Source organism: Bifidobacterium apousia, assembly GCF_007559275.1.
GTDB classification, from domain to species: domain Bacteria; phylum Actinomycetota; class Actinomycetes; order Actinomycetales; family Bifidobacteriaceae; genus Bombiscardovia; species Bombiscardovia apousia.
On sequence record NZ_VMHK01000002.1, the window covers coordinates 575715 to 600123 of the forward strand.

7 protein-coding genes and 3 pseudogenes are annotated in these 24409 nt (G+C 64.6%); 5 read left to right on the forward strand and 5 right to left on the reverse strand.

Translation table 11 applies throughout. From position 1 onward, the window contains the following. Nucleotide 1: 1 nt before the first annotated feature. The 5 genes from FPK30_RS04975 to acnA all read left to right on the forward strand — a co-directional run bounded on the left by FPK30_RS04975 (nucleotide 2) and on the right by acnA (nucleotide 7924). The gene (locus FPK30_RS04975; RefSeq protein ID WP_186279385.1) at nucleotides 2-703 is read left to right on the forward strand and encodes a DUF3159 domain-containing protein; all 702 of its coding nucleotides are present in this window, start codon (nucleotides 2-4) and stop codon (nucleotides 701-703) included. Beyond that, complete coding sequence (locus FPK30_RS04980) at nucleotides 696-1982, forward strand: class I SAM-dependent RNA methyltransferase (protein WP_144085536.1); 1287 nt, start codon at nucleotides 696-698, stop codon at nucleotides 1980-1982. The genes FPK30_RS04975 and FPK30_RS04980 overlap by 8 nt, the downstream gene beginning before the upstream one ends. A gap of 1 nt (nucleotide 1983) precedes the next feature. Further along, complete coding sequence (locus FPK30_RS04985) at nucleotides 1984-2598, forward strand: substrate-binding domain-containing protein (protein ID WP_144085537.1); 615 nt, start codon at nucleotides 1984-1986, stop codon at nucleotides 2596-2598. 14 nt (nucleotides 2599-2612) lie between these two features. Beyond that, on the forward strand, nucleotides 2613-5081 hold the full coding sequence (locus FPK30_RS04990; RefSeq protein ID WP_144085538.1) for an HAD-IC family P-type ATPase: 2469 nt from the start codon (nucleotides 2613-2615) through the stop codon (nucleotides 5079-5081). Nucleotides 5082-5191: 110 nt separating this feature from the next. After that, nucleotides 5192-7924 carry an aconitate hydratase AcnA gene (gene acnA, locus FPK30_RS04995; protein WP_144085539.1) on the forward strand — a complete coding sequence of 911 codons (2733 nt, stop codon included), beginning with the start codon at nucleotides 5192-5194 and terminating at the stop codon, nucleotides 7922-7924. 50 nt (nucleotides 7925-7974) lie between these two features. Here acnA and FPK30_RS05000 read toward each other — a convergent pair whose 3' ends face one another. The 5 genes and pseudogenes from FPK30_RS05000 to FPK30_RS05020 form a co-directional block, all read right to left on the reverse strand. Continuing rightward, the gene (locus FPK30_RS05000) at nucleotides 7975-8778 is read right to left on the reverse strand and encodes a Bax inhibitor-1/YccA family protein (RefSeq protein WP_144085540.1); all 804 of its coding nucleotides are present in this window, start codon (nucleotides 8776-8778) and stop codon (nucleotides 7975-7977) included. Nucleotides 8779-9108: 330 nt separating this feature from the next. Beyond that, nucleotides 9109-12283, reverse strand: a pseudogene (locus FPK30_RS05005) (RCC1 domain-containing protein). Nucleotides 12284-12786: 503 nt separating this feature from the next. Next, nucleotides 12787-16369, reverse strand: a pseudogene (locus FPK30_RS05010) (RCC1 domain-containing protein). A gap of 527 nt (nucleotides 16370-16896) precedes the next feature. After that, nucleotides 16897-20470: pseudogene (locus FPK30_RS05015) on the reverse strand (RCC1 domain-containing protein). A gap of 520 nt (nucleotides 20471-20990) precedes the next feature. Next, nucleotides 20991-24395, reverse strand: coding sequence for an InlB B-repeat-containing protein (locus FPK30_RS05020; protein WP_144085579.1), 3405 nt, complete (start codon nucleotides 24393-24395; stop codon nucleotides 20991-20993). Nucleotides 24396-24409 lie beyond the last annotated feature (14 nt).

Here is a 24409-nt window from a genome sequence, read left to right on the forward strand (position 1 = left end):
TGTGAAGCAGAAGCATTCCGGGCTGGCGGCGCTGGCCGACGACGATTTCTCCGTCATGGAGGCCATCGGCGGATGGCGGGGGATCGTCGAGTCCCTGCTGCCGGGGCTGGTATTTCTGATTGTCTTCTTGGTGACCGGCCGTCTGGGGCTGACCGTGGCGGTTTCGGCGGCCCTGGCCCTGGTGCAGCTCCTGATTCGTCTGATCCAGCGGCAGTCCTTCCTGGGGGCACTGACCGGTCTGCTTTCGGTGGGCATCTGCCTGGTGGCCGCATGGCTGACCCGGGATGCCCGCAACTATTATCTGCCAGGATTTTTGACCAACGGATTCTGGATCATCGTGCTCGCCGCCTCGCTGCTGGCACGGATGCCCGGCATCGGCCTGCTGGTGGAGTACCTGCGCCGGCCCGTCGTCTCAGGCTGGAGGCAGTGGCTGGCCTCCTGGCGGGGCGAGCCAGAACTGGTACGGGCCTATACTCAGGCCACCCTGGTCTGGATCGCCGTCTTCGCGCTGCGCCTGCTGGTTCAGGTGCCGCTCTACCTGGCCGGTTCCGTAGGGTTGCTGGGCGCCGCACGCCTGATTTTGGGCCTGCCCCTGTTTGCCCTGGGCATCTGGATCAGCTGGCTGCTGATCGGGGGCCCCTACCATCGTCGCCAAGCCGACCAGGCTCAGACCGACCAGGAGGTTCACGCCGATCATGACTGAAACCAGGGTTCGTCTGCGCATCGAACGCTACGCCGACCAAGGCCGCTGTGTCAGCCACCTGGAGGACGGGCGGGTGGTCTTCGTCCGTTTCGCCCTGCCCGGGGAACTGGCGGAGGTCCTCTTGGACGAGCCTCACGGCCGGGCCGGCAGATTCGCCACGGGCGAGGTCACCCGGGTGCTCGAGGCCAGTCCTGACCGCCGCCAACCCGCCTGGCCTCTGGCTGGACCCTTGGCCTGGGGAGGAGGCCTGGGCGGCGCCGATCTGATTCACGTGAGCCTGCCCGGCCAGCTGGCCTGGAAGGCTGATCTGATTGGCCAGCAGATGGCCCGCCTGGGCGGGGTGGATGTCCAGGTGCCGGTGGCCCGGGTTCCTGGCGATGAGGAGCTGGGCGGCCTGCACTGGAGAACCCGAATCGAGCTGGTGGCCGATGATCAGGGGCGCCCCTCCATGCGCCGTCGGGGATCGCATGACCGCCTGCCGATCCAGACCATGCCCCTGGCCACCCAGGAGCTGCTGGACCTGGCCGACGACCTGGGCATCTGGGAGGGCGGCCTGCCCGCGGGAGCCCGCATACGCCTGGCTGTGCCCCAGCCGCGCGACGGGGGACCGGTAGGCGACAACTACGCCCTGCTGGTGGATGGACGCCTGAGCCGGGGGAGCCGCCTGTTGACGGAGCGGCTGGAGGCCGGAGCAGGACCTGAGTACCAGGTTCGGGCCGACGGATTCTGGCAGGTCCACCGCCAGGCACCGGTCGTGCTGACCAAGGCGGTTCTGGACCAGGCCAGGCAGGCCCTGGACGGGGTAGCCGAACCGGTCATCTGGGACCTCTACAGCGGATCAGGGCTCTTCACCCTGCCCCTGGCTGCTCTGGCCGACGGACGGGCCCGGCTCCTGGCCGTGGAGGGATCCGCCGGAGCCATTGCCAGCGCGAAACACAACGTGAAGCAGGCCGGACTGGACCGGGTGGTCCTGCGTCGAGGGGACGTGGCCAAGGTCCTGGCTGGCGGTGCGCCCAAGGGGCTGGGCCATCCTGACCTGATCCTGCTGGATCCGCCCAGGGCCGGCGCCAAGGCCCAAGTCTGCCGACTGCTGGCCGCCAGCGGGGCAGGGACCATCATCTATGTGGCCTGCGATCCGACCAGCCTGGCCAGGGATACGGCCACCCTGATCTCCCTGGGCTACAGCCCCAAGCACCTTGAGGCCTTTGACATCTACCCGATGACCCACCACGTGGAGACCGTGGCGGTCTTCACCCGCACGGCGGGAAGGCAGCGCTGACATGAGCCGCACCGGGCGGGTCTTGGCAGTGGTCAGGCGGCTGGCGGGTCTACTGCTGGCGGTCGCCCTGCTGGCAGGCCTGCCCACGCTGACCGGATGCGCCCCCAAGGACAGGGCCGTGGGCGACTCCTGGCACGAGGGCACCGTGCCCCACGACGGCGTGGATCGCTCCGACACGCTCGTGGCTTTGATTGGCTGCCCGCAGAAGGGCGAAAAAGACCCGGATGCCGGTCTGGACAGCCGCATCCTGGCATCCTTGAAGGCCGAACGTATGAAGGGCTATTTCTCCTCGGCGCAGTCCACCGGCGATCAGCAGGATGGGGTGCAGGATGCCATCAACCGGGGTGTCAGCCTGATTCTGATCCGTCGGCCCGGCGCCGGCGACTGGACCCCCGCCCTGAAGGCAGCCCGGAAGGCGGGCATCCCTGTGGTAGAGTTCGCTCAAAGCGCCAAGGCTTGGACCCCTGACCCGGGTAGGCTCTACTATGCGGCTACGGTCCACCCGGTGGATCCTGCCGGGCATCCGCATGCGCCCCTGCTGGCCGACGCCTTGCAGACCATTGTGGACGACGGACCGCATGCCAGGATCATGGCCGTGCGCCTGAGCGCCGACTGAGAGGGGGGCCAAGGATGAGCACAACGGCGGACACAGGCTTTCCGGAGACCGACCGGCCGGGGCTGAGCTCCCAGGAGGTGGAGCGGCTGAAGGACCAGGGCCTGGTCAACGTCTCCCAGGACCAAACCTCCCGCAGCCTGGGCCAGATCATTCGCGACAACGTCTTCACCCTCTTCAACGGCATCATCCTGACCGCCATGGTGGTGGTCCTGCTGACCGGCCAGTGGAAGGACGCGGTCTTCGGCCTGATCATCATCATCAACACCGGCATCGGCGTGGCCACCGAGCTCAAAGCCAAGCACACCCTGGACGGGCTGTCCATCCTGGTGGCCTCCGACTATACGGTGCGCAGGGATGGCCGCAATCTGACCGTGCCCCACGATGCCATCGTCAAGGGGGACCTGCTCTGGATCCGCTCCGGGGACCAGGTGCCCGCCGACGCGCAGATCATCGACACCTACGGCCTGGAGCTGGACGAGTCCATGCTGACCGGCGAATCGCGCACGGTCAAGCACAAGCCGGGGGACCAGGTCTACTCGGGCTCCACGGCTGTCTCGGGCATGGCCCTGGCCCAGGTGACCGCCGTGGGCGCCGATTCCTACGCCGCCACGCTGACGGCCAAGGCCAAGGTCTACAAGAAGGTCCGCTCCGACCTGAACGAGGGCATCAACACCATCCTCAAGGTCATGACCGTGGTGGTCATTCCCCTCTGCCTGCTGCTCATCTTCACCCAGATGCGGACCGTTGGCGGCTTCCAGACTGCCCTGGCCACCGGAGCCTGGCGGCAGGCCGTGGTGTCCGCCGTGGCCGGGGTGGTGGGCATGATCCCCGAGGGTCTGGTCCTCTTGACCTCCCTGAACTTCGCCCTGGCCGCCATCCGCCTGGCCCGGCATCAGACCCTGGTCCAGCAGATGGAGTCCGTGGAGACCCTGGCCCGGGTGGATGCCCTGAACCTGGACAAGACCGGCACCATCACCGACGGGGGCATCGTCTATGACGACCTGCACCCGCTGGCCGAGGATCTGCCGGCCCAGCAGCTGCGGCAGGCCCTGGTGGACGTCTGCGCGGAGGAGAGCCCCAACGCCACCGGACGGGCCATCCTCAAGGGGATGGAGGACCTGCGCCCGGGCAGGGCCGTCAGCCGCCTGCCTTTTTCTTCGGCCCGCAAGTGGAGCGCCGTGGCCGACCAGTCCGGAAGAATCTGGTACTTCGGCGCCCCGGAGGTGCTCCTGGCATCTCAGGCGGGCAGCTGGCCCCAGGTGGACCAGCAGGTGGCCGACCTGGCCGACCGCGGCTACCGGGTGCTGATGCTGGCCGCCCCCGATGGGTACCCGAGCACCGACCAGCCTGACTACTTCACCAGCAGCCCCGACCTGCCCGGGAACCTGAAGCCCCTGGCCCTGATCACCTGCTCGGAGCACATCCGCGACGACGCCGCCGAGACCCTGGCCTGGTTCCGCCAGCAGGGCGTACGCTGCCGGGTCATCTCGGGCGACAACCCGGCCACGGTGGCGGCCATCGCCACCAAGGTGGGCCTGACCGGCGACCGGGCGCCCCGGGCCATGGATGCCCGGCAGCTGCCCGAGGACACCGCAGCCCTGGCCGATGTCCTGGAGGACGTGGACGTGCTGGGCCGGGTCCTGCCCGACCAGAAGAAGGCCATCGTCCAGGCCCTGCACCTGAAGGGTCACACGGTGGCCATGACCGGCGACGGGGTCAACGACTCCCTGGCCCTGAAGGAGGCTGACCTGGGCATCGCCATGGGCAATGCGGCGGCCGCCACCAAGGCCGTGGCCCAGCTGGTCCTGGTGGATTCGCGCTTCTCCCACCTGCCCGACGTGGTGGCCCGTGGCCGGCAGGTCATGGCCAACATGGAGCGTGTGGCCGGCCTCTTCCTGGTCAAGACCGTCTACTCGGCCCTGATCTCCCTGGGCGTGGTCCTGACCGGCATCCCCTTCCCCTACCTGCCCCGGCACATCACCTACATCGGCGCCCTGACCATCGGCACGCCGGCCTTCTTCCTGGCGCTGGCCCCCAACACCAGGCGCTACCGGCCCGGCTTCCTCAAGCGTGTGGTCGCCTTCGCCCTGCCCTCGGGCATCGCCACGGCTTTGATTGTGCTGGCGGCGGCCTGGAGCCTGCCCGGCCTGCTGGGACTGGACCTGGCCCGGCCGGCGGACCTGGGGCGCTGGAGGTCGGTCTGCGCCATCGTCCTCTTCTGCATGGGCGTGCTGGTCCTGACCCAGGTGGCCCGGCCCCTGCGCTCCTGGAGGGGCCTGCTGGTCCTCTGCTTCGCCGCAGCCGGGGTGATCGGGGCCCTCATCCCCATGGTGGCACGGTTCTTCGCCATCAGCCTGCCCACTGGTCCGGCTCTGGCCGCCACCGTGGCCTTCGCCCTGGCGGGTGCCCTGCTCATGGTCCTGGCCGTCCTGGGCTATCCGGCATGCGCACGTTACATAGGCCAGGTAACACATAGGCGCTAAGAATGAACCTCACAAGCACAGATAAGCGTCACTGACGGCCTGGGGTCCTCCCGCCGCCGGTCCACATGGGCGCCAGGGCAGTGCCTGAGCGTCCAAGGAAGGGGTGGTGCATGTCAGAATCCGCACAAGATGCCGGTCGTTCCAAGCTCAAGGTGGGCTCCGAGGAGTTCGAATACTACCGGATCAGCGACCTGCCGGGCATCGACCACCTGCCCTACAGCCTGCGCATCCTGGCCGAGAATCTGCTGCGGCACCAGAACGGGACCACGGTGACCCGGGACCAGCTGGACCAGCTGCTGAACTGGGACCCCAGGGCCCAGCCCGACAGGGAGATCCAGTACAGTCCCGCCCGGGTGCTCATGCAGGACTTCACCGGCGTGCCCTGCATGGTCGACCTGGCCACCATGCGCGATGCCGTCAAGTCCCTGGGCGACGACCCCTCCCTGGTCAACCCGCTCATCCCCGCGCAGATGGTCATCGACCACTCCGTCCAGGTGGACAGCTCGGGCGTGCCCGGCGCCCTGGAACACAACATGGACATGGAATACCGGCGCAACAGTGAGCGCTACCGCTTCCTGCGCTGGAGCCAGCAGGCCTTCCAGAACTTCCGCGTGGTGCCCCCGGGCACCGGCATCATCCACCAGGTCAACCTGGAGTACCTGGCCCAGGTGGTCATGCGCAGGGACAGGACCAAGGGGGAGGGGCCGGCCCTGGTCTACCCGGACTCCTGCGTGGGCACCGACTCGCACACCACCATGGTCAACGGCCTGGGCGTGCTGGGCTGGGGCGTGGGCGGCATCGAGGCCGAGGCGGCCATGCTGGGCCAGCCCATCTCCATGCTGGTGCCCCAGGTCCTGGGCTTCAAGCTGACCGGATCCATCCCCGAGGGGGTCACCGCCACCGACGTGGTGCTGACCGTGACCCAGATGCTGCGCGAGGTGGGCGTGGTCGGCAGATTCGTGGAGTTCCACGGCAAGGGCCTGGCCCAGGTCCCCCTGGCCAACCGGGCCACCCTGGGCAACATGAGCCCCGAGTTCGGCTCCACCTGCGCCATCTTCCCCATCGACCGAATCACCCTGGACTACCTGCGTCTGACCGGCCGCAGCGACGAGCATGTGCGCCTGGTGGAGGCCTATGCCAAGGCCAACGGCCTGTGGATGGATCCGGAGGATGCCGACTGCCCCGAGCCCGAGTATTCCCAGGTGCTGGAGCTGGACCTGTCCACGGTGCGGCCGTCCATCGCCGGCCCCCGCCGGCCCCAGGACCGCATCCTGCTCGACCAGGCCCAGCAGACCTTCCATCGGGACCTGAAGGATTACAGCGACCAGGACAGGGACAGCGACGGCCAGGCTGTGCCGGTCAGGAAGGCCGACGGCAGCGAGTTCAGCCTGCGGGACGGGGATGTGGTCATCGCGGCCATCACCTCCTGTACCAACACCTCCAACCCCTCGGTCATGGTGGCCGCCGGTCTGCTGGCCCGCCAGGCCCGGGCCCGGGGCCTCAAGCCCAAGCCCTGGGTCAAGACCTCGCTGGCTCCCGGCTCCCAGGTGGTGACGGACTATCTGAACCGGACCGGCCTGAGCAAGGACCTGGACGCCCTGGGCTTCGAGCTGGTCGGCTACGGCTGCACCACCTGCATCGGCAACTCCGGCCCACTGGACCCGGCCATCCACCAGGCCATCGCCGACCACGACCTGACGGTGACGGCCGTGCTCTCGGGCAACAGGAACTTCGAAGGGCGCATCAGCCCGGATGTGAAGATGAACTACCTGGCCTCGCCGCCCCTGGTGGTGGCCTACGCCCTGGCCGGCAGCATGGACTTCGACCCCTGGCGCGACCCCCTGGGCCAGGACAGCCAGGGCCAGCCGGTCATGCTGGCGGACATCTGGCCCTCCCAGGAGGCCATCGAGTCCGTGGTGGGCACCGCCCTGGACCGTGACATGTACCTGCGCGACTATGCGGACGTCTTCGGCGGGGATGAGCGCTGGCGGAAGCTGGAGGTGCCGGAGGGCGAGCTCTTCCACTGGGACCAGGATTCCACCTATATCCGCCGCCAGACCTTCTTCGATGGCATGAAGGCCCAGCCCGACCCCCTGGAGGACATCCACGGGGCCCGGGTGCTGGCATTGCTGGGGGATTCGGTCACCACCGACCACATCTCGCCCGCAGGGGCCATCAAGGCCGACGCACCGGCCGGCCGCTACCTGCAGGAGCACGGCATAGCCCCCAGGGACTTCAACTCCTACGGCTCCCGGCGCGGCAACCATGAGGTCATGGTCCGGGGAACTTTCGGCAACATCCGCCTGCGCAACCAGCTGCTGGCCTCGGCGGGGCTGGATGTGCGGCCGGGAGGGTTCACCTACGACTTCCTGAACGGCCAGGAGACGACCATCTTCGAGGCGGCGCAGGACTACGCCAGGCAGGGCACGCCCCTGGTGGTGCTGGCCGGCAGCGAGTACGGGACGGGCTCCTCCAGGGACTGGGCGGCCAAGGGCACAAGGATGCTGGGCGTGCGGGCCGTTATCGCCAGGTCCTTCGAGCGCATCCACCGCAGCAACCTGATCGGCATGGGCGTGCTGCCGCTGGAGTTCCCAGCGGGTCAGTCGGCCCAGAGCCTGGGGCTGGACGGCCAGGAGACCTATGACCTGATCGGCGTCGACGCCTTGAACAGCTCCCTGCCTGAGCAGGTCCAGGTGCGGGCCCAGCGGCCCGACGGCAGCACAGTTGAGTTCGCGGCCAAGGTGCGCATCGACACCCCTGGCGAGGCCGAGTACTACCGCAACGGCGGCATCCTGCAGTACGTGCTGCGTGGGCTGCTGTCCAGGGCCGATCAGGAGGCCTGAAGATACAAAAAATCCCCGCCCCCAACGTTAGGGGCGGGGATTTTCTTTTATCAGTTGCGGTCGCCGACCAGATTCAGGATGTAGAGGAAGAGGTTGACGAAGTCCAGGTAGAGGTTGAGGGCGCAGAGGATGGAGACCCGCTTGATGGCCTCCGGCCCCTGGCTGCGGTAGGTGGCGAAGATGGCCCTGGTCTGCTGGGCGTCATACATGGTCAGCCCGGCGAAGAGGATGATGCCGATGGCCGAGACCACGCGCAGGGCCGTGTTGGAGGGGGCCACGAAGAGCATGACCACCTCGACCAGAATAAGCATGAGCAGGCCGGCCATGAAGATGGATCCCATGCCCAGCATGTTGCGCCGTGTGGTCAGCGCCAGCATGCTGAGGACGAAGAAGAAGCCTGCGGTGATCACCAGGGTCAGCATGATGGAGGGCAGGGAGTAGGTCATGAAGATGGTGCTCAGGGTGAAGCCCATCAGGGCCGCATAGAGGTAGAACATGACCCGGGCGGTGGAGGTGCGCATGCGCATGACCCGGAAGCTCAGAATCATGGCGAAGGCCACCTGGACCACGGCCATGCCGATCCAGCCCAGGGTGCCCGTGGCCTGCATGAAGGCCAGGAGCAGTCCGGTGCGGGCGGTCAGGTAGGCCGTCAGGGCGGTGACCAGCAGGCCGACGGCCATCTCCGCATAGGCGCGGGACATGGAGACCCGTTCCGCCTTTTCAAAGCTGTATGCTGCGTTGGTGTCGATGGGCGAACCCATGCCGTAGGGCTCACCACCCTGCATGGTCGGCATCGGCTGCTGTGTGTACTGACCGTATGGGGCCTGCGGCCGCGGATTCCCGTTGAAAGCCATCTGCTCCTCCTTGTCTTCCCACCTGTGGCGGGATGGTCGTCTTGTTTAATTCTACATGGCCGGTTTGGCCCTATAACAGGTGTTTGCTCTGGTTGGAATCGGGCGGGGATGGCCGCCATGGCGGGGTGGTTGCATGCCCGTATCCCGCCGTGGCGGTTGCCCCCTCTCCCGATGTGCCGTCCAGCCTTTGGAAGGGTGGACGGAGTGTGGTGGGGGTGCGGGAGGAAAGTGTCGGGCTCTCTTGGGGTTGAGCCTTAAAGTGGCACGCTTCCTCCCTGCTCCCCCTTGATGGGCCGGGGGCGGGGGGATTGATACGCCGCCCGGCCGCTCTTACTCGTGCGAAGCATGAACCAGTTGGCGTGTTTCCCTCCGGTGGCGACGGGATGCCAGGACCCCGCCCATGCCGGTCACGCCGGTGGCCAGGGCCAGCAGGATGCCTTCCCCGCCTGCCTTGGGGAGCACGCCTGCTGGCAGGTACGTGTACCTCAAGGATGTGTCGGGCGTTTGGGATGCGCCGCCCAGCGTGTAGTCCACGCTGACCGTGACCATGCCCGGCTGGTGCGCGGGCGTGGTCACGGTGACACTATTGCTATCGCCGCGCGTCAGCCCTGATGCGGGGGTCTGGTCGAACCTGACGCCGGTGATCACCAGCTGCAGGTTGAGCATCACCGGCACAGGAACACGATTCGCCTGGTTGCCGCTGGTGGTGCCGTTGCCGAGCTGGCCGTAGTAGTTCCATCCCCAGGCGTAGGCGTTTCCGTCGCTGCCCAGGGCCAGCGAAAAATAGTATCCGCCGCTGACCTGCGTGGCTTGCAGTCCTTTGCTCTTATCAGTGGGGTTGGCGGGGTCACGCACGCGCACAGGAACTGACGATTCCTTTGTGGTGTTGTTGCCGAGCTCGCCACGCAAATTGCTTCCCCAGGCGTAGGCGTTTCCGTCGCTGCCCAGGGCCAACGAATGATAGAATCCTCCACCGACCTGTGTGGCTTTCAGTCCTTTGCTTGTGTCTGTGGGGTTGGCGGGGTCGCGCACGCGCGCAGGAACAGGATTCGCGTCACTGGTCCTGTTGCTGGTGTTGTTGCCGAGCTGACCATACTCGTTGATTCCCCAGGCGTAGGCGTATCCGTCGCTGCCCAGGGCCAGCGAATAGTAGCCTCCGGCGCTGATCTGTATGTAGGTCAAATCCCCGGGCGTCTTCACCCTGACCGGCGCAGACTGGCTGTAGCTGGTCGTCCCGTTGCCGAGCTGGCCATAGCCGTTGGCTCCCCATGCGTAGGCGTTGCCGTCGCTGCCCAGGGCCAGCGAATGAGAGTATCCGGCGCTGACCTGCACGTAGGTGAAGTCCGTAGGCGCGCCTGCAGGCTTCTCCACTTTGACCGGCGTAATCTGTTGGGCGGTTGTCCCGTTGCCGAGCCGGCCATTGCTGTTGTTTCCCCATGCGTAGGCGTTGCCGTCGCTGCCCAGGGCCAGCGAAAAATCCTCTCCGGCGCTGACTTGGCTGAATCTGATGCCTCGGCTGGTGTTCGGCGGGGTGATGGTGGCGGATTCCCTGCCCAGCTGGCTGCCCTTGTCGGGGTTGATGCTCCACGTGCTGTTCCCGCTGTCCGGCGACCAGTGGGCGGTCAGGGTCAGGTCCTTGGTGACGGGCTTGCTGAAATCGTAGGCGACCTGCTCGGTGAACCATCCATCGAACAGGTAGCCTTCTCTCGCGGGGTCGGGGGAGGGGCGCTTCACCCTGCCGTTCGGGGTTGAGACAGCCTGGTCTGCAGGTTCGGGTTTTCCTCCGCCCGTGTTGAATCTGACTGTAAGCGTGGATCTTGGTTCGGCGCCTCTGGTCAGCGTCTGGTCGACCGTGTAGTTGAGGTTCCTGGTGAAGGGCTGGCCGTCCTGCCTGCCGGTGATGAGGATGGCAGCTTTTCCCGGCTTGCGGGCGGGCATCTCCGCCTGCCATGAATCGTTGTTCTTGCCGAGCGTCAATGCTTGGCCGTCCAGGCTGGCTGATTCCAGGATGGGCGCGGCGAAGGTGTCGAGTCTGGCTGGCCTGCCGGGCTGGCCCTGCCCGTCCAAGAACCACCTGTATAGGTTGCCCTGCCTGCTGATGGCGGCGATTCTGCTGCCGGCAGCGGCGGCCTGCACGTAGGCTTGGTTCCTGCTGTCTGCGCGCTTGGGTGCTTTTCCGGGTTTCCACGCCCAGAGGCGGCCGTTCTTGCTGGTGATGATGGCCTGGTCCTTGTTGGCGGTGATTCTGCTGGTCTGCGCGCCGTCCGGCAGGCTGACGGCTGTGAGACTGTTGGTGCTGTCGGCCAGGTAATTGGCCTGCCTGTCCGCGTCCAGGAGCAGGAATCCTTGGTTGAGGGCCTGGGCTTGGATGATGCGCATGCCCGGGTCCTGCTTGACGCGCGCGGGTTTGGCGTTTCCGGTGTTGCTCGCATCCCAGGTCCAGGCTTGCCCGTCCGTGTCCACGATGAGGATCCGGCTGCCGGAGGCGACGGCGAGGACGGCTTGCGCCTTTCCGGGCAGGCTGGTTGTTTCCTGCTCTTCTGGCTTCGGGTTCTGGCTGTCTTGGAAGGCGTGGACCTGTCCCTGCCGGTTCACGGCCAAGAGCAGGTCATCGTTCATGCTCATGCTGGTGAACCCGGCATCCTGGCCGGTGTCGAGGATGGCGGGCGTTGATTGTTGGCTGGTCCAGGTGTAGATGTGCTGGTCGGATCCGAGTGCAGCAAGCTGTTCGGTGCTGGCTGCGGTCTGCAGGTAATGGAACCCGTCGGTAGGCTGGGCAGGGGAGGGAATCTGCTTGGGCGTGCCGTCTTGCGTCCATGTGTAGATGCGCCCGTCGCCGGTCAGGCTGACAACCTGCTCTCCTGCAGTGTGAATGCTGGCGAATTGAGGTTCCTGCCTGTCGGGTGGGCTGATGGTCAGCTGGGCTCCGGTGGCGGGCCCGTGGTCCGGGCTCAGCGTCCAGTCAGTTATCTTGGTCCATTGTGCTTTCAGTGCCGTGTCTCTAAGGATGGGGGTCTGGAAGTTGAAAGGCTGGCTGTCGAGTGTCCACCCGTCGAACCGGAAGCCCTCACGCACTGGATTGTGTTGCGGGGGAGTGGTGAGGGTGCCGGTTTTCACGGTTGACTGTGTTGGCTTGCTGCCGTCGGCGGGGTCGAAGCGCACTACATGCGCGGCTTGATCGTCCGTCTTATCGGATGGTTTGGTTGAAGCGGATTCTGCACTGCCGGTAGCATCCGTCGGCGATGACGGGGTGCCAGGGCTTGGTGTTGTGGAGCTTAATGGAGTAGATGTTTGTATCGGTGATGGTGTGGGCAGTGGTGTGCTGGTTGCGTTGCTGGGGAGAGTGCCGGAGGTTTGCTCAACTACGCGAGGGGTCTGACGACCCCCCCCCCCCGGTGAGTATGGGAGCGTCCGCCTGGGCGGATGCGACGCCCAGGCCTGCCAGCAGGCTGATCAGGACGGTCATCATCGCCATGATGCGACGCAGACGGGTAACCAGATGCATGAAACCAAAACCCCTTCACCAAACACCAAGCGGGACCAAAGCCGCTTGTCAATGTAAAGTTCTTCCTGCCGGAAAGCCGTGCTGCCTGTCAATGCCAGCCCTGCATCGAATTGCAGGAACCATGGCGTAAGCCAGCCGTCTTCTCGACATCCCCCGCTTTTCACCCTACCACCCGGTCAGCGAACAACACACATAAGCCAGAGCCAGCCGTCCGAAGACAACGAGTTCGGCAGCTGACGTTACGGAATTATGCCAGGACGGGGAGAACAGGCAGCGGCCAGGCTTGTCCGGGTGGTAAGTCCTGTTGCCTGCCCTGCTGTGTTCATCTCCCTTCCTGGGCGGAAACAAGAGAGGTCTGCCTGTATCCCCACAGGCGGAAGTGTGGTGAGGGCGCGGGAGGGAAGTGTCGGCTCTCTTGGGGATGAGCCTTGATTGACACTTTTCCTCCCTGCTCCCCCTATGTAGGGCCGGGGGCGGGGGATTGATACGCCGCCCGGCCGCTCTTACTCGTGCGAAGCATGTGACAGTTGGTGTTGTTCTCTCCGGTGGCGGCGTGAGGCGAGGACCCCGCCCATGCCGGTCATGCCGGTGGCCAGGGCCAGTAGGATGCCTTCCCCGCCTGCCTTGGGGAGCACGACTACAAGCAGGTACGTGTATCGGAGGGAGGTGTCGGGCTGCTGGGCTGCGCCGCCCAGCGTGTAGTCCACGCTGACCGTGACCGTGCCCGGCTGGTGCGCGGGCGTGAGCACGCTCACGCTGCTGCCGTCGCCGCGCGTCAGACCTGATACGGGGATCTGGTCGAATTTGACGCCGGTGATCACCAGTTGCAGGTCGAGCACCACCGGCACAGGAACAAGACTCTGAGCTTTACTGTTATTTTCACCTGTGGGGATGCTGTCGTTGCCGAGCTGGCCATAGGCGTTCCATCCCCAGGCGTAGGCGTTCCCGTTCATGCCGATCGCAAATGAAGAACAATGTCCTGCACTAATTTGCATGGCGTTAAGCCAAGGGCCGGCTGAGTTTGTGGACTGCGAGGAGGCGAACACCTTCACCGGGAGAATCTGGTCGTTCACGGTGTTGTTGCCGAGCTGGCCATAGTCGTTGCGTCCCCATGTCCAGGCGTTCCCACTCGTGTCGATGGCTAGCACATACCAGCTTCCTGCGCTAATATGTAAGGCTGTCACTGCGCCCGTATTCTTGGAGTATTGCACGCGTACGGGAACAGGATTCGCGCTGAACATTCCGCTGGTGGTGCCGTTGCCGAGCTGGCCATGATTATTACTTCCCCAGGCCCAGGTGTTCCCGTCCTCGCCGATAGCCAATGCGAACCAGCAGCCGGCACTCACCTGTACGGCCTTCAGCCAGGGGCCCGCAGCAGCCGTGGACTTGCCGGTGGCAAACACGCGGCTGGGCGTGGGGTGGAAGATGCTGGTGAAAATAGGATCGTCGCTGGTGTTGTTGCCGAGCTGGCCGTTGGTGTTGTAACCCCACGTGTACACGTAATGGTCCAGGCCGAGGGCCATGTCGAAGGACAATCTGGTGCTGATCTGCACAGCGTGGAAGACACTGCGGGCATCCGAAGGGTCCTTGACCGTTGTGGGCACGGTCTGCGGGCTTGAGCAGTCAGTACTGTATCCTCTGGACATGCTGCCCCAAGTGTATACGGTGCCGTCGGCGCCCAGTGCCATGGAGCTCCAGGCTCCTGCGGAGACTTGGATGGCTTTCAGCCCTTCACCAGAGTTGTTCGGCCCGTGCACGCGCACAGGTAGCGACGAATTGGACTTGGTGTTGTTGCCGAGCTGCCCATGGTCGTTATTCCCCCAGGCGTATACGTACCCGTCGCTGCCGATGGCCAGCGAATGGTGGCCGCCGGCATAGGCCTGCACGTAGGTGAAATCCGCGGGCGCGCCTGCGGGCTTTGGCACCGGGACGGGCGTGTTCTGCTGGGTGGTCGTGCCGTTGCCGAGCTGGCCGAACTTGTTGTATCCCCAAGCGTAGGCGTTCCCGTCGCTGCCCACAGCCAGCGAGTACCCCCTCTTATTGTCGATCATGAATCCTCCGCTGCTGACCTGGCTGAATTTGACTCCTCGGCTAGTGGCTGGCGGGATGATGGTGGTGGTTTCATTGCCCAGCTGGCTGCCCTTGTCCGGGCTGATCCTCCATGTGTTGTTCCTGCTTTCAGTCCACTTGGCGGTCAGGGTGAGGTTGCCGGTGACGGGCTTGCTGAAGTCGTAGGCGACCTCTCCGGTGAACCATCCGTCGAACTGGTAGCCTTGGCGCGTCGGGTCGGGGGAGGGCCGCCGGACTCGCCCGTATGGGTAGGGGACCTGTTGGGATTGTGGTGCCTGGCTTCCTCCGTTCGTTGTGAAGCTTACCGTATGTATGGTTTCTGTCTTCGTGTCTCTGGTCAGGGTCTGGTCGACTGTGTAGCCGAGGCTTCTGGTGAAGGGCTGGCCGTCCTGCGTGCCGGTAATGAGGATGGTGACTGGCCCGGGCTTGTGGGCTGGAGCATCCGTCTGCCAGGTGTCGTTCTGTTTGCTGAGTTTCAGCGGCTGGCCGTCCAGGCTGGCTGATTCCAGGATGGGCGCTGTGACCATGTCGAGTCTGGCAAGATTGCCTTGATTGCCTTGTGCGTCCAGGTTCCACGTGCATATGCCGCCCTGCCTGTCAATAGCGGTGATCCCGCTGCCGGCAGCTGCGGCCTGCACGTAGGCCTGATTCCTGTTGTCCACGCGGATGGGCGTCTTGCCGGGCTTCCAGGCCCAGACGTGGCCGTCCTCGTCAGTGATGATAGCCTGGTCCTTGTTGACGGTGATATGTCTGGCTTGCACGCCGTCCGGCAAGCCGGCGGCTGTGGGACTGGTTGTGTTGTCGGCCAGGTACCGGGCCTGTTTTTTTGAATCCAATAGGAGGAATCCCTTGCTGAGGGCTTGTGCTTGGATGAGGCGCGTGCCCGGGTCCTGCTTGACGCGTTCGGGTTTGGCGCTTCCGGTCTTGCCTGCGTCCCAGGTCCAGGCCTGCCCGTCAGCGTCCAGGGCGAGGATTCGGCTGGCGGAGGCGACGGCGAGGACGGCTTGCGCCTTTCCAGGCAGGCTGGTTGTTTCCTGCTCGTCAGGCTTCGTGTTCTGACTGTCTTTCTGGCTGGCCTGGAAGGCGTGGACCTGTCCCTGCCGGTCCACCGCCAAGAGCCTGTCGTCGTTGATGCTGATGCTGGTGAATCCGCCATCCTGGCCGGTGCCGAGGATGGCGGGCGTTGATTGTTGGCTGTTCCAGGTGTAGATGTGCTGGTCGGATCCGAGGGCGGCCTGCTTTCGGCTGCCGGCTGTGGCCTGCAGGTAGTGGAATCCGTCGGGAGCCTGGGCAGGGAAGGGAACCTGCACGGGTGTGCTGTCTTTCGTCCATGTGTAGATGCGGCCGTCGCCGGTTAGGCTCACAACCTGGTCTCCTGCGGCTTGGACACTGACGTAGCAGGGTTCCTGCTGGTTGGGCGGGTTAATGGTCAGCCGTGCGCCGGAGACGGGCCCGTGGTCAGGGCTCAGCGTCCAGTCTGTGATCTTCGTCCACTGTGCTTTCAGGGTGGTGTCCTGGAGGATGGGGGTCTGAAAGTTGAAAGGCTGGCCGTCGTATGTCCATCCGTCGAAGCGGAAGCTTTCACGCTGCGGGTTCTTTTCCGGGGGAGCGGCGAGAGTGCCGGTTTCCACAGTCTTCTGGGTGGGTTTGTTGCCGTTGGCAGGGTCGAAACGCACTGTATGCGAAGTCTGATCGTCTGTCTTTTCAGCTGATTTAGCCGGAACGGAGCCTGTATTGTCAGGTGTTCCCGTCGTCGATGACGTGGTTTCTGGACTTGTTGCTGGGCTTAATGGTGTGGTGGCTTGTATCGGTGAAGGTGAGGTTAGTGGAGTGTCTGGTGCGTTGCTGGAGGAAATGCCGGGGGTTTGCTTAGCTACGCGAGGGGTCTGACGACCCCCCCCCCCCGGTGAGTATGGGAGCGTCCGCCTGGGCGGATGCGACGCCCAGGCCTGCCAGCAGGCTGATCAGGACGGTCATCATCGCCGTGATGCGACGCAGACGGGAAACCAGATGCATGAAACCAAAACCCCTTCACCAAACACCAAGCAGAGCAAACACCGCTTGCCTATAGCCTTAACGTTCTCCTGTCGGAAGTTACCCAATGCTAAATACCAGCACGTGCAACAGACTGCACGAATCCTGACACAAGCAGGTTGTCTTCTCGACATCCCCCTTTTGTCACCCTACCACCCAGCCTACAGATAACACACACGAGCCGGGTCAGTCATCGATGACAATGAATTTTTTGGTTGAGGAAAAGCGTTTGTTTACAAATTATCCAGTAGTGGGAGCACGGACGAAGGCCGAGCTGACTTGGGGTTCTGTGCCGCTGGATCGGTTTGCCCAAGTTCCCTTCTTCCCATTGCAGAGGCGGGGCGTGCATCTGCTCTCAATTCCTGACCGCGGCAGTCGACAGTAGTGTGGTGGTGGGGGCGCAAGAGGAGTGCCGGCTCTCTTGGGGATGAGCCTTGAATGCGGCATTCCTCCGTGCGCCCCCGTTGTAAGCCGGGGGTGGGGGGGATTTGATCCGCCTCCGGCCTGTCTTACTCGTGCGAAGTATGCAATAGCCTGTGCCGTTCTCTCCTGTGACGGCGCGAGGCCAGGACCCCGCTCATGCCGGTCATGCCGGTGGCCAGGGCCAGCAGGATGCCTTCCCCTCCGGCGCGAGGGAGCACGCCTGCAGGCAGGTATGTATATCTGAGGGAAGTATCGGTCATAATGCTTCCTGCGCCGCCTTGCGTGTAATCAACGCTGACTATAACTTTGCCAGGCTGGTGTTCAGGCGTGAGCACAGTGACGCTGTTGTTATCGCCGCATGTCAGTCCTTTTGAGGGGTCGCGGTCAAATCTGACTGCACTAATCACCGGTGTCAGGTTGAATACCGTCGGTACGGGAACATTCGACTGGCTGGTGGCACCGTTTCCGAGCTGGCCAGAGCCGTTGACTCCCCAGGCGTAGGCGTATCCGTCGCTGCCCACGGCCAGCGAATGATAGAATCCGGCATTCACCTGTACGGCTTTTAGTCCTTTGCTTGTATCATCTGCGTTGCTGGAATCGTGCACGAGCGCAGGAGCATAGGAAGAGTATCGGCTATTGTCGCCGAGCTGGCCGTTATTGTCGCTTCCCCAGGCGTAGGCGTATCCGTCGCTGCCCACGGCCAGCGAATGATAGAATCCGGCGCTCACCTGCAGGGCCTGCAGCCCTTTGCTCGAGTCAGAGGGGCTGTTCGGGTTGTGTACCTGAACAGGGAAAGTTGAATCTCTTGATTTGTTGTTGCCAAGCTGGCCAGAGCTGTTCCATCCCCAGGCGTAGGCGTATCCGTCGCTGCCCACGGCCAGCGAATGACCGACTCCGGCGCTCACCTGTACGGCTTTCAGTCCTTTGTTTGCGTCGGTGGGGCTGCTAGGGTCGCGCACGAGTACAGGAGCATACGAATTACGGTAGCTGTTGTTGCCGAGCTGGCCATAATCGCTGTTGTATCCCCAGGCGTAGGCGTATCCGTTGCTGCCCACGGCCAGTGAATGAGAGTCACCACCGCTGACCTGTATGGCCTGCAGCCCTTTGCTTACATCACTAAAGTTGTTGGGGTCGCGCACGAGCACAGGCGCATATGAATCTTTGTAGCTGTTGTTACCGAGTTGGCCATAGTTGTTTAATCCCCAGGCGTAGGCGTATCCGTCGCTGCCCACGGCCAGCGAATGATTACTCCCAGCGCTCACTTGAATGGCCTGCAGTCCTTTGCTCGCGTCGGTGGGGCTTCCGGGGTCGTGCACGCGCACCGGAGCATACGAAGGGCTGGTGGTGTTGTTTCCGAGCCGGCCATTGCTATTGTCTCCCCAGGCATATACGTATCCGTCGCTGCCCAAGGCCAGCGAATGCCGTCCTCCGGCACTGACCTGTACATATGTGAAATCATCCGGCAGGTCCGGATACGTCGTGCGGTCAGGCTTCTTCACTATGACCGGCGTAGTCCGGTTGGTTCTCGTCCCGTCGCCGAGTTGTCCATAGTTGTTTAATCCCCAGGCGTAGGCGTTCCCGTCGCTGCCCACCGCCAAAGAAAAACCGTAGGTGGTGTCTTTTGATCCGCTGACCTGGTTGAATCGTATGCCTCGACTGGTGTCAGGCGGGGTGATGGTGATGGTTTCGTTGCCAAGCTGGTTGCCCTTATCGGGGCTGATCTTCCACTGGTTGTTCTGATCTTTAAATGTCCAATGTGCAGTGAGGGTGAGGTTCTCGGTGACGGGCTTGCTGAAGTCGTAGGCGACTTCGCCTATGAACCATCCATCGAACTGGTAGCCTTCTCGCACGGGATCTGGAGAGGGCCTTTGCACCCTCCCGTTAGGATAGGAAACACTCTGGTCTGCGGGTTCGGGGCTTCCTCCGTCCGCATTGAAGGTGACGGTGTGGGTGGTGCCCTGCTGGTCGTCTCGTGTCAGCGGCTGGTCGACCGTGTAGTTGAGACTCCTGGTGAAGGGCTGGCCGTCCTGCCTGCCGGTGATGGTGATGGTGGCTGGTCCCGGCTTGTGGCCGGGGATTTCCGCCTGCCAGATGCTGCTGGTCTTGCTGAGTTTGAGCGGTTGGCTGTTCAGGCTGGCTGATTCCAGGGTGGGGTCGGTGCTGGTGTCGAGTCTGGCTGGCTTGCCGGGCTGACCCTGCTCGTCCAGGCTCCATTTGTATATGTCGCCCTGCCTGCTGATAGCAATGATCCTGTTGCCTGTAGCTGTTGCCTGCACGTACTGCTGGTTCCCGTTGTCCGTGCGCATGGGCGCTTCGCCGGGCTGCCAGGCCCAGAGGCGGCCGCCTTTGCCGACGATCATGGCCTGGTCATTATTGGTGGCGGCCGAGCTGGCTTTCATGCCTTCTGGCAGCTTGACGGCAGTGGAATCGGCTGCGGTGTTGGCCAGGTACCGGGCTTGCCCGTCCGCGTTCAGAAGGAGAAACCCCTGGTTGAGGGCTTGGGCTTGGACGGTGCGCATGCCGGGCTGCTGTTTGATGCGTGCGGGTTCGGCTTTTCCGGTGTTGTTCTTGTCCCAGGTCCAGGCTTGCCCGTCTGCGTCCAGGGCGAGGATCCGTCTGGCGGAGGCTGCGGCGAGGACGGCCTGCGCCTGCCCCGGCAGCTTGGTTGTGGTTTGCTCGACGGGCTTCTGGTGCGGATTCTGGCTGCCGGTCTGGCTGTCTTGGAAGGCGTGGACCTGTCCCTGCCGGTCCACGGCCAGGAGCCGATTGCTGTTCATGCTGATGCTGGTGAACCTGCTGCTCTGGCTGGTGTCGAGGATCACGGGTGTCGCTTGTTGGCTGTTCCAGGTGTAGAGCTGCTGGTCGGATCCTAATGCGGCATACCGGCGGCTGCCGGCTGCGGCCTGCAGGTAGCGGAACCCGGCAGGAGTCTGCGCGGGGGAGGGAACCTGTTTGGGTGTGCCACCTTGAGTCCAGGTGTAGATGCGGCCGTCGCCGGTCAGGCCGACAATCTGGTCTCCTGCCGCTTGGATGCTGACGTAGCAGGGTTCCTGCGGGCTGGGCGGGTTGATGGTCAGCCGCGCCCCGGTGGCGGGCCCGTGGTCCGGGCTCAGCGTCCAATCCGTTATCTTCGTCCATTGCGCTTTCAGGGTGGTGTCCTGGAGGATGGGGGTCTGGAAGTCGAAAGGCTGGTTGTCGTGTGTCCATCCGTCGAACCGGAAGCCCTCGCGCACTGGGTTCTGTTGCGGGGGAGCGGCGAGCGTGCCGGTTTTCACGGTTGATTGAGTAGGCGCGTTCCCGTCGGCTGGGTCGAAGCGCACTATGTGTGAAGTGTGATCATCGGTATCGGATGGCTTGGTTGAAGCGGATCCTGTGTTGTCCGGACTGCTTGTTGGCGATTGCGGGGTGTTTGGGCTTGGTGCCGTGGAGCTCAGTGGCGAGGAAGGTGTCAGCGGTGATGGCGAGGGCAGTGGAGTGTTTTTTGCGTTGCTGGGGAGAATGCCGGGGGTTTGCTTAGCTACGCGAGGGGTCTGACGACCCCCCCCCCCCGGTGAGTATAGGAGTATCCGCTTGGGCGGATGCGACGCCCAGGCCTGCCAGCAGGCCCAGCAGGACGGTCATCATCGCCAACGCGCGACGCAGACGGGAAACCACATGCATGACTCGTAAACCCCTTCACCAACACCAAGCGGAGCCAGCGGCTCGCTTAAAAGCGTCTTGTTTGCCGGAAAGCCGTCCTGTCTTTCAACGCCAACCCTGCACCGGATTGCAGGAACTGTGGCGGAAGCCAGCCGTCTTCCCGTTACCCCTGTTTTTCACCATACCACCGGTTTGACAAGCAACACACAAGCCGGATCCAAACGCCCGACGGCTGTGATTGCAGTGATTGGGCATAGTCGGCTGCTTAGGGCAATTATGAAATTGCATGAAAGGGGCTGGCTAGGATCAGGCGGGGATGGCCGCCATGGCGGGGTGGTTGCATGCCCACATCCCGCCGTGGCGGTTGCCCCCCCCCCCCCCTGATGTGCCGTCCAGACTTTGCAGGCTGGACGGAGTGTGGTGGGGGCGCGGGAGGGAAGTGTCGGGCTCTCTTGGGGTTTGAGCCTTGATTGACACGTTTCCTCCCTGCTCCCCCTATGTGGGCCGGGGGCGGGGGGATTGATACGCCGCCCGGCCGCTCTTACTCGTGCGAAGCATGTGACAGTTGGCGTTGTTCCCTCCGGTGGCGGCGGGATGCCAGGACCCCGCCCATGCCGGTCATGCCCGTGGCCAGGGCGAGCAGGATGCCCTCCCCGCCGGCCTGGGGGAGCACGCCTGCTGGCAGGTACGTGTACTTGAGGGAGGTGTCGGGCGTTTGGGGTGCGCCGCCCAGCGTGTAGTCGACGCTGACGGTGACCGTGCCCGGCTGGTGTGCAGGCGTGAGCACGGTGACGCTGCTGCCGTCGCCGCGCGTCAGGCCTGATACGGGGGTCTGGTCGAATCTGACGCCGGTGATCACCAGAGCCAGGTTGAACGACACCGGCACAGGAGCCGACTTGCTGTCTGTGCTGCCGTCGCCGAGCTGGCCATTGCTGTTGTCTCCCCATGCCCAGGCGTTGCCGTCGCTGCCCAGGGCCAGTGAATGATCGATTCCGGCGCTGACCTGTGCGGCTTTGAGCCCTTTGCTCGTGTCGGTGGGGCTGGCGGGGTCGCGCACGCGCACAGGAACATACGAAGAGCTGTAGCTGTTGTTGCCGAGCTGGCCATTGCCGTTGTCTCCCCATGCCCAGGCGTTGCCGTCGCTGCCCAGGGCCAGGGAATGCTGCCATCCGGCGCTGACCTGCAGGTAGGTGAAGTCCGCTGGCAGGTCCGGGTATGTCTTGCGGTCGGGCGTCTTCACCCTGACCGGCGTGTACCGGCTGCTGCTTGTCCCGTCGCCGAGCCGGCCAGAGTAGTTGTTTCCCCAGGCGTAGGCGTTGCCGTCGCTGCCCAGGGCGAGGGAATGCTCGCCTCCGGCGCTGACCTGCAGGTAGGTGAAGTCCGCTGGCAGGTCCGGGTAGGTCTTCCGGTCGGGCGTCTTCACCCTGACCGGCGCATGCCGGCTGCTGCTTGTCCCGTCGCCGAGCCGGCCAGAGTAGTTGTTTCCCCAGGCGTAGGCGTTGCCGTCGCTGCCCACGGCCAGGGAATGCCAGGCTCCGGCGCTGACCTGCAGGTAGGTGAAGTCCGCTGGCAGGTCCGGGTACGTGCTGCGGTCGGGCGTCTTGACCCTGACCGGCGTGTACCGGCTGCTGGTTGTCCCGTCGCCGAGCTGGCCATAGTTGTTCCATCCCCAGGCGTAAACGTTGCCGTCGCTGCCCACGGCCAGGGAATGATATTGTCCGGCGCTGACCTGCACGTAGGTGAAATCCGCTGGCAGGTCCGGGTACGTCTTCCGGTCGGGCGTCCTCACCATGACCGGCGCATGCTTGTCGTCTCTCGTCCCGTCGCCGAGCTGGCCATTGCCGTTCCTTCCCCAGGCGTAGGCGTTGCCGTCGCTGCCCACCGCCAAGGAAAAACCGCCGTTTGTTGATGCGCTGACCTGGCTGAATCTGATGCCCCGGCTGGCGCTGTCTGGCGGGGTGATGGTCGTGGGTTCCCTGCCCAGCTGGCTGCCCTTATCAGGGCTGATGCTCCACCTGGTGTTCCGGCCTGCCGGCGTCCAGTGGGCGGCCAGGGTCAGGTCCTTGTCGACGGGCCTGCTGAAATCATAGGCCACCTCGCCAATGAACCAGCCGTCGAACAGGAAGCCTTCCCGCACAGGGTCGGGGGAGGGGCGCTTCGCCCTCCCGTACGGGGCGGAGACAGTCTGGTCCGCTGGTATGGGGTTTCCGCCGCCCGTGTCGAAGCGGACCGTGAACGCGGATCGTTGTCCGGCGCCTCGTGCCAGCGGCTGGTCGACCGTGTACGCAAGGCTCCTGGCGAAAGGCTGCCCATCCTGCCTGCCAGTGATAAGGATAGCGGCTTGTCCGGGCTTGCGGGCAGGAGCTTCAGCCCGCCAGGCGCTGCCGGTCTTGCTGAGGTTGAGTGGCTGGCCGTCCAGGCTGGCTGATGCCAAGGTGGGCGCTGTGGCGGTGTCGAGCCTGGCTGGCTTGCCGGGGTTGCCTCGGGCATCCATGCTCCATGTGAGCATGCTTCCTTGCCTGCTGACGGCGGTGATCCTGCCGCCGGCAGCGGCGGCCCGCACGTACTGCTGGCTCCCGTCGTCCGCGCGCTTGGGGGCTTCGCCAGGCTTCCAGGCCCAGACGTGGCCGTCCGCATCAGTGATGACGGCCTGGTCCTTGTCGGCGGCAGTCGACCTGGCCTGCACGCCGTCCGGCAGGCTGAGCTGGATCATGGCGGTAGTGCCGTCTGGCAGGTACCGGGCCTGCCCGTCCGCGTCCAGGAGGAGGAACCCCTGGTTGAGGGCCTGGGCTTGGACGGTGCGCATGCCCGGCTGCTGCTTGACGCGTTCGGGCTTGGCTTTCCCGAGGTTGCTCATCTCCCAGGTCCAGGCTTGCCCGTCCGCGTCCACGATGAGCGCCTGGCTGTCGGAGGCGACGGCGGTGACGGCCTGCGCTTGCCCGGGCAGGCTGGCTGCGGCCTGCTCCAAGAATTTCGGGTTCTGATTCTGGCTGTCGGCCTTGCTGGCCTGATAGGCGTGGACCTGTCCCTGCCGGTCCACCGCCAGCAGGAGGTCATTGTCCATGCTGATGCTGGTGAACCCGGCATCCTTGCCGGTGTCGAGGATGGTGGGCGTTGTTTGTCTGCTGTTCCAGGTGTATATCCGCTGGTCGGATCCGAGGGCGGCCTGCGACCGGCTGCCGGCTGCGGCCTGCAGGTAGCGGAACCCGTCGGGGGCCTGGGCGGGGGAGGGAACCTGCTTGGGCGTGCTGTCCTGCGTCCAGGTGTAGATGCGGCCGTCGCCGGTCAGGCCGAGGATCTGGCCGCCTGCCGTTTGGATGCTGGCGAACTGAGGTTCCTGCCTGTCGGGCGGGCTGATGGTCAGCCGGGCGCCGGAGACGGGCCCGTGGTCCGGGCTCAGCGTCCAGTCCGTGGTCTTCGACCATTGGGCTTTCAGTGTCATGTCCTGGATGATGGGGGTCTGCAAGTCGAAAGGCTGGCCGTCAAGCGTCCATCCGTCAAACAGGAAACCATCACGCGCAGGGTTCTGTTGCGGGGGAGCGGCGAGGGTGCCGGTCTTCACAGTCGCCTGGGTGGGCTTGCCGCCGTCGGCCGGGTCGAAACGCACTATGTGCGAAGCCTGACCATCCCTCTTTTCGGCTGGCTTGGCCTGGGCGGAGCCTGCGCTGCCGGGTGTTCCCGTCGTCGGTGACGGGGTTCCCGGATTTGCTGTCGGGCTTAACGGTGTGGCGGCTTGTATCGGCGATGGCGAGGATAGCGGAGTTTCTGGAGTGCTGCTGGGGGAAATGCCGGGGGTTTGCTCAGCTACGCGAGGGGTCTGACGACCCCCCCCCCCGGTGAGGACAGGAGCATCCGCCTGGGCGGATGCGACGCCCAGGCCCGCAAGCATTCCCAGCAGGATGACAGCCATCGCCAGGATGCGACGCAGACGGGCACCCCGATGCATCAAACCAAAACCCC

Excerpts from the sequence above, each read along its gene's own strand:
- FPK30_RS04980 (WP_144085536.1), top strand. The coding sequence starts at position 696 with ATGACTGAAACCAGGGTTCGTCTGCGCATCGAACGCTACGCCGACCAA.
- FPK30_RS04985 (WP_144085537.1), top strand. The coding sequence starts at position 1,984 with ATGAGCCGCACCGGGCGGGTCTTGGCAGTGGTCAGGCGGCTGGCGGGT.
- FPK30_RS04990 (WP_144085538.1), top strand. The coding sequence starts at position 2,613 with ATGAGCACAACGGCGGACACAGGCTTTCCGGAGACCGACCGGCCGGGG.
- acnA (WP_144085539.1), top strand. The coding sequence starts at position 5,192 with ATGTCAGAATCCGCACAAGATGCCGGTCGTTCCAAGCTCAAGGTGGGC.
- FPK30_RS05000 (WP_144085540.1), bottom strand. The coding sequence starts at position 8,778 with ATGGCTTTCAACGGGAATCCGCGGCCGCAGGCCCCATACGGTCAGTAC.
- FPK30_RS05020 (WP_144085579.1), bottom strand. The coding sequence starts at position 24,395 with ATGCATCGGGGTGCCCGTCTGCGTCGCATCCTGGCGATGGCTGTCATC.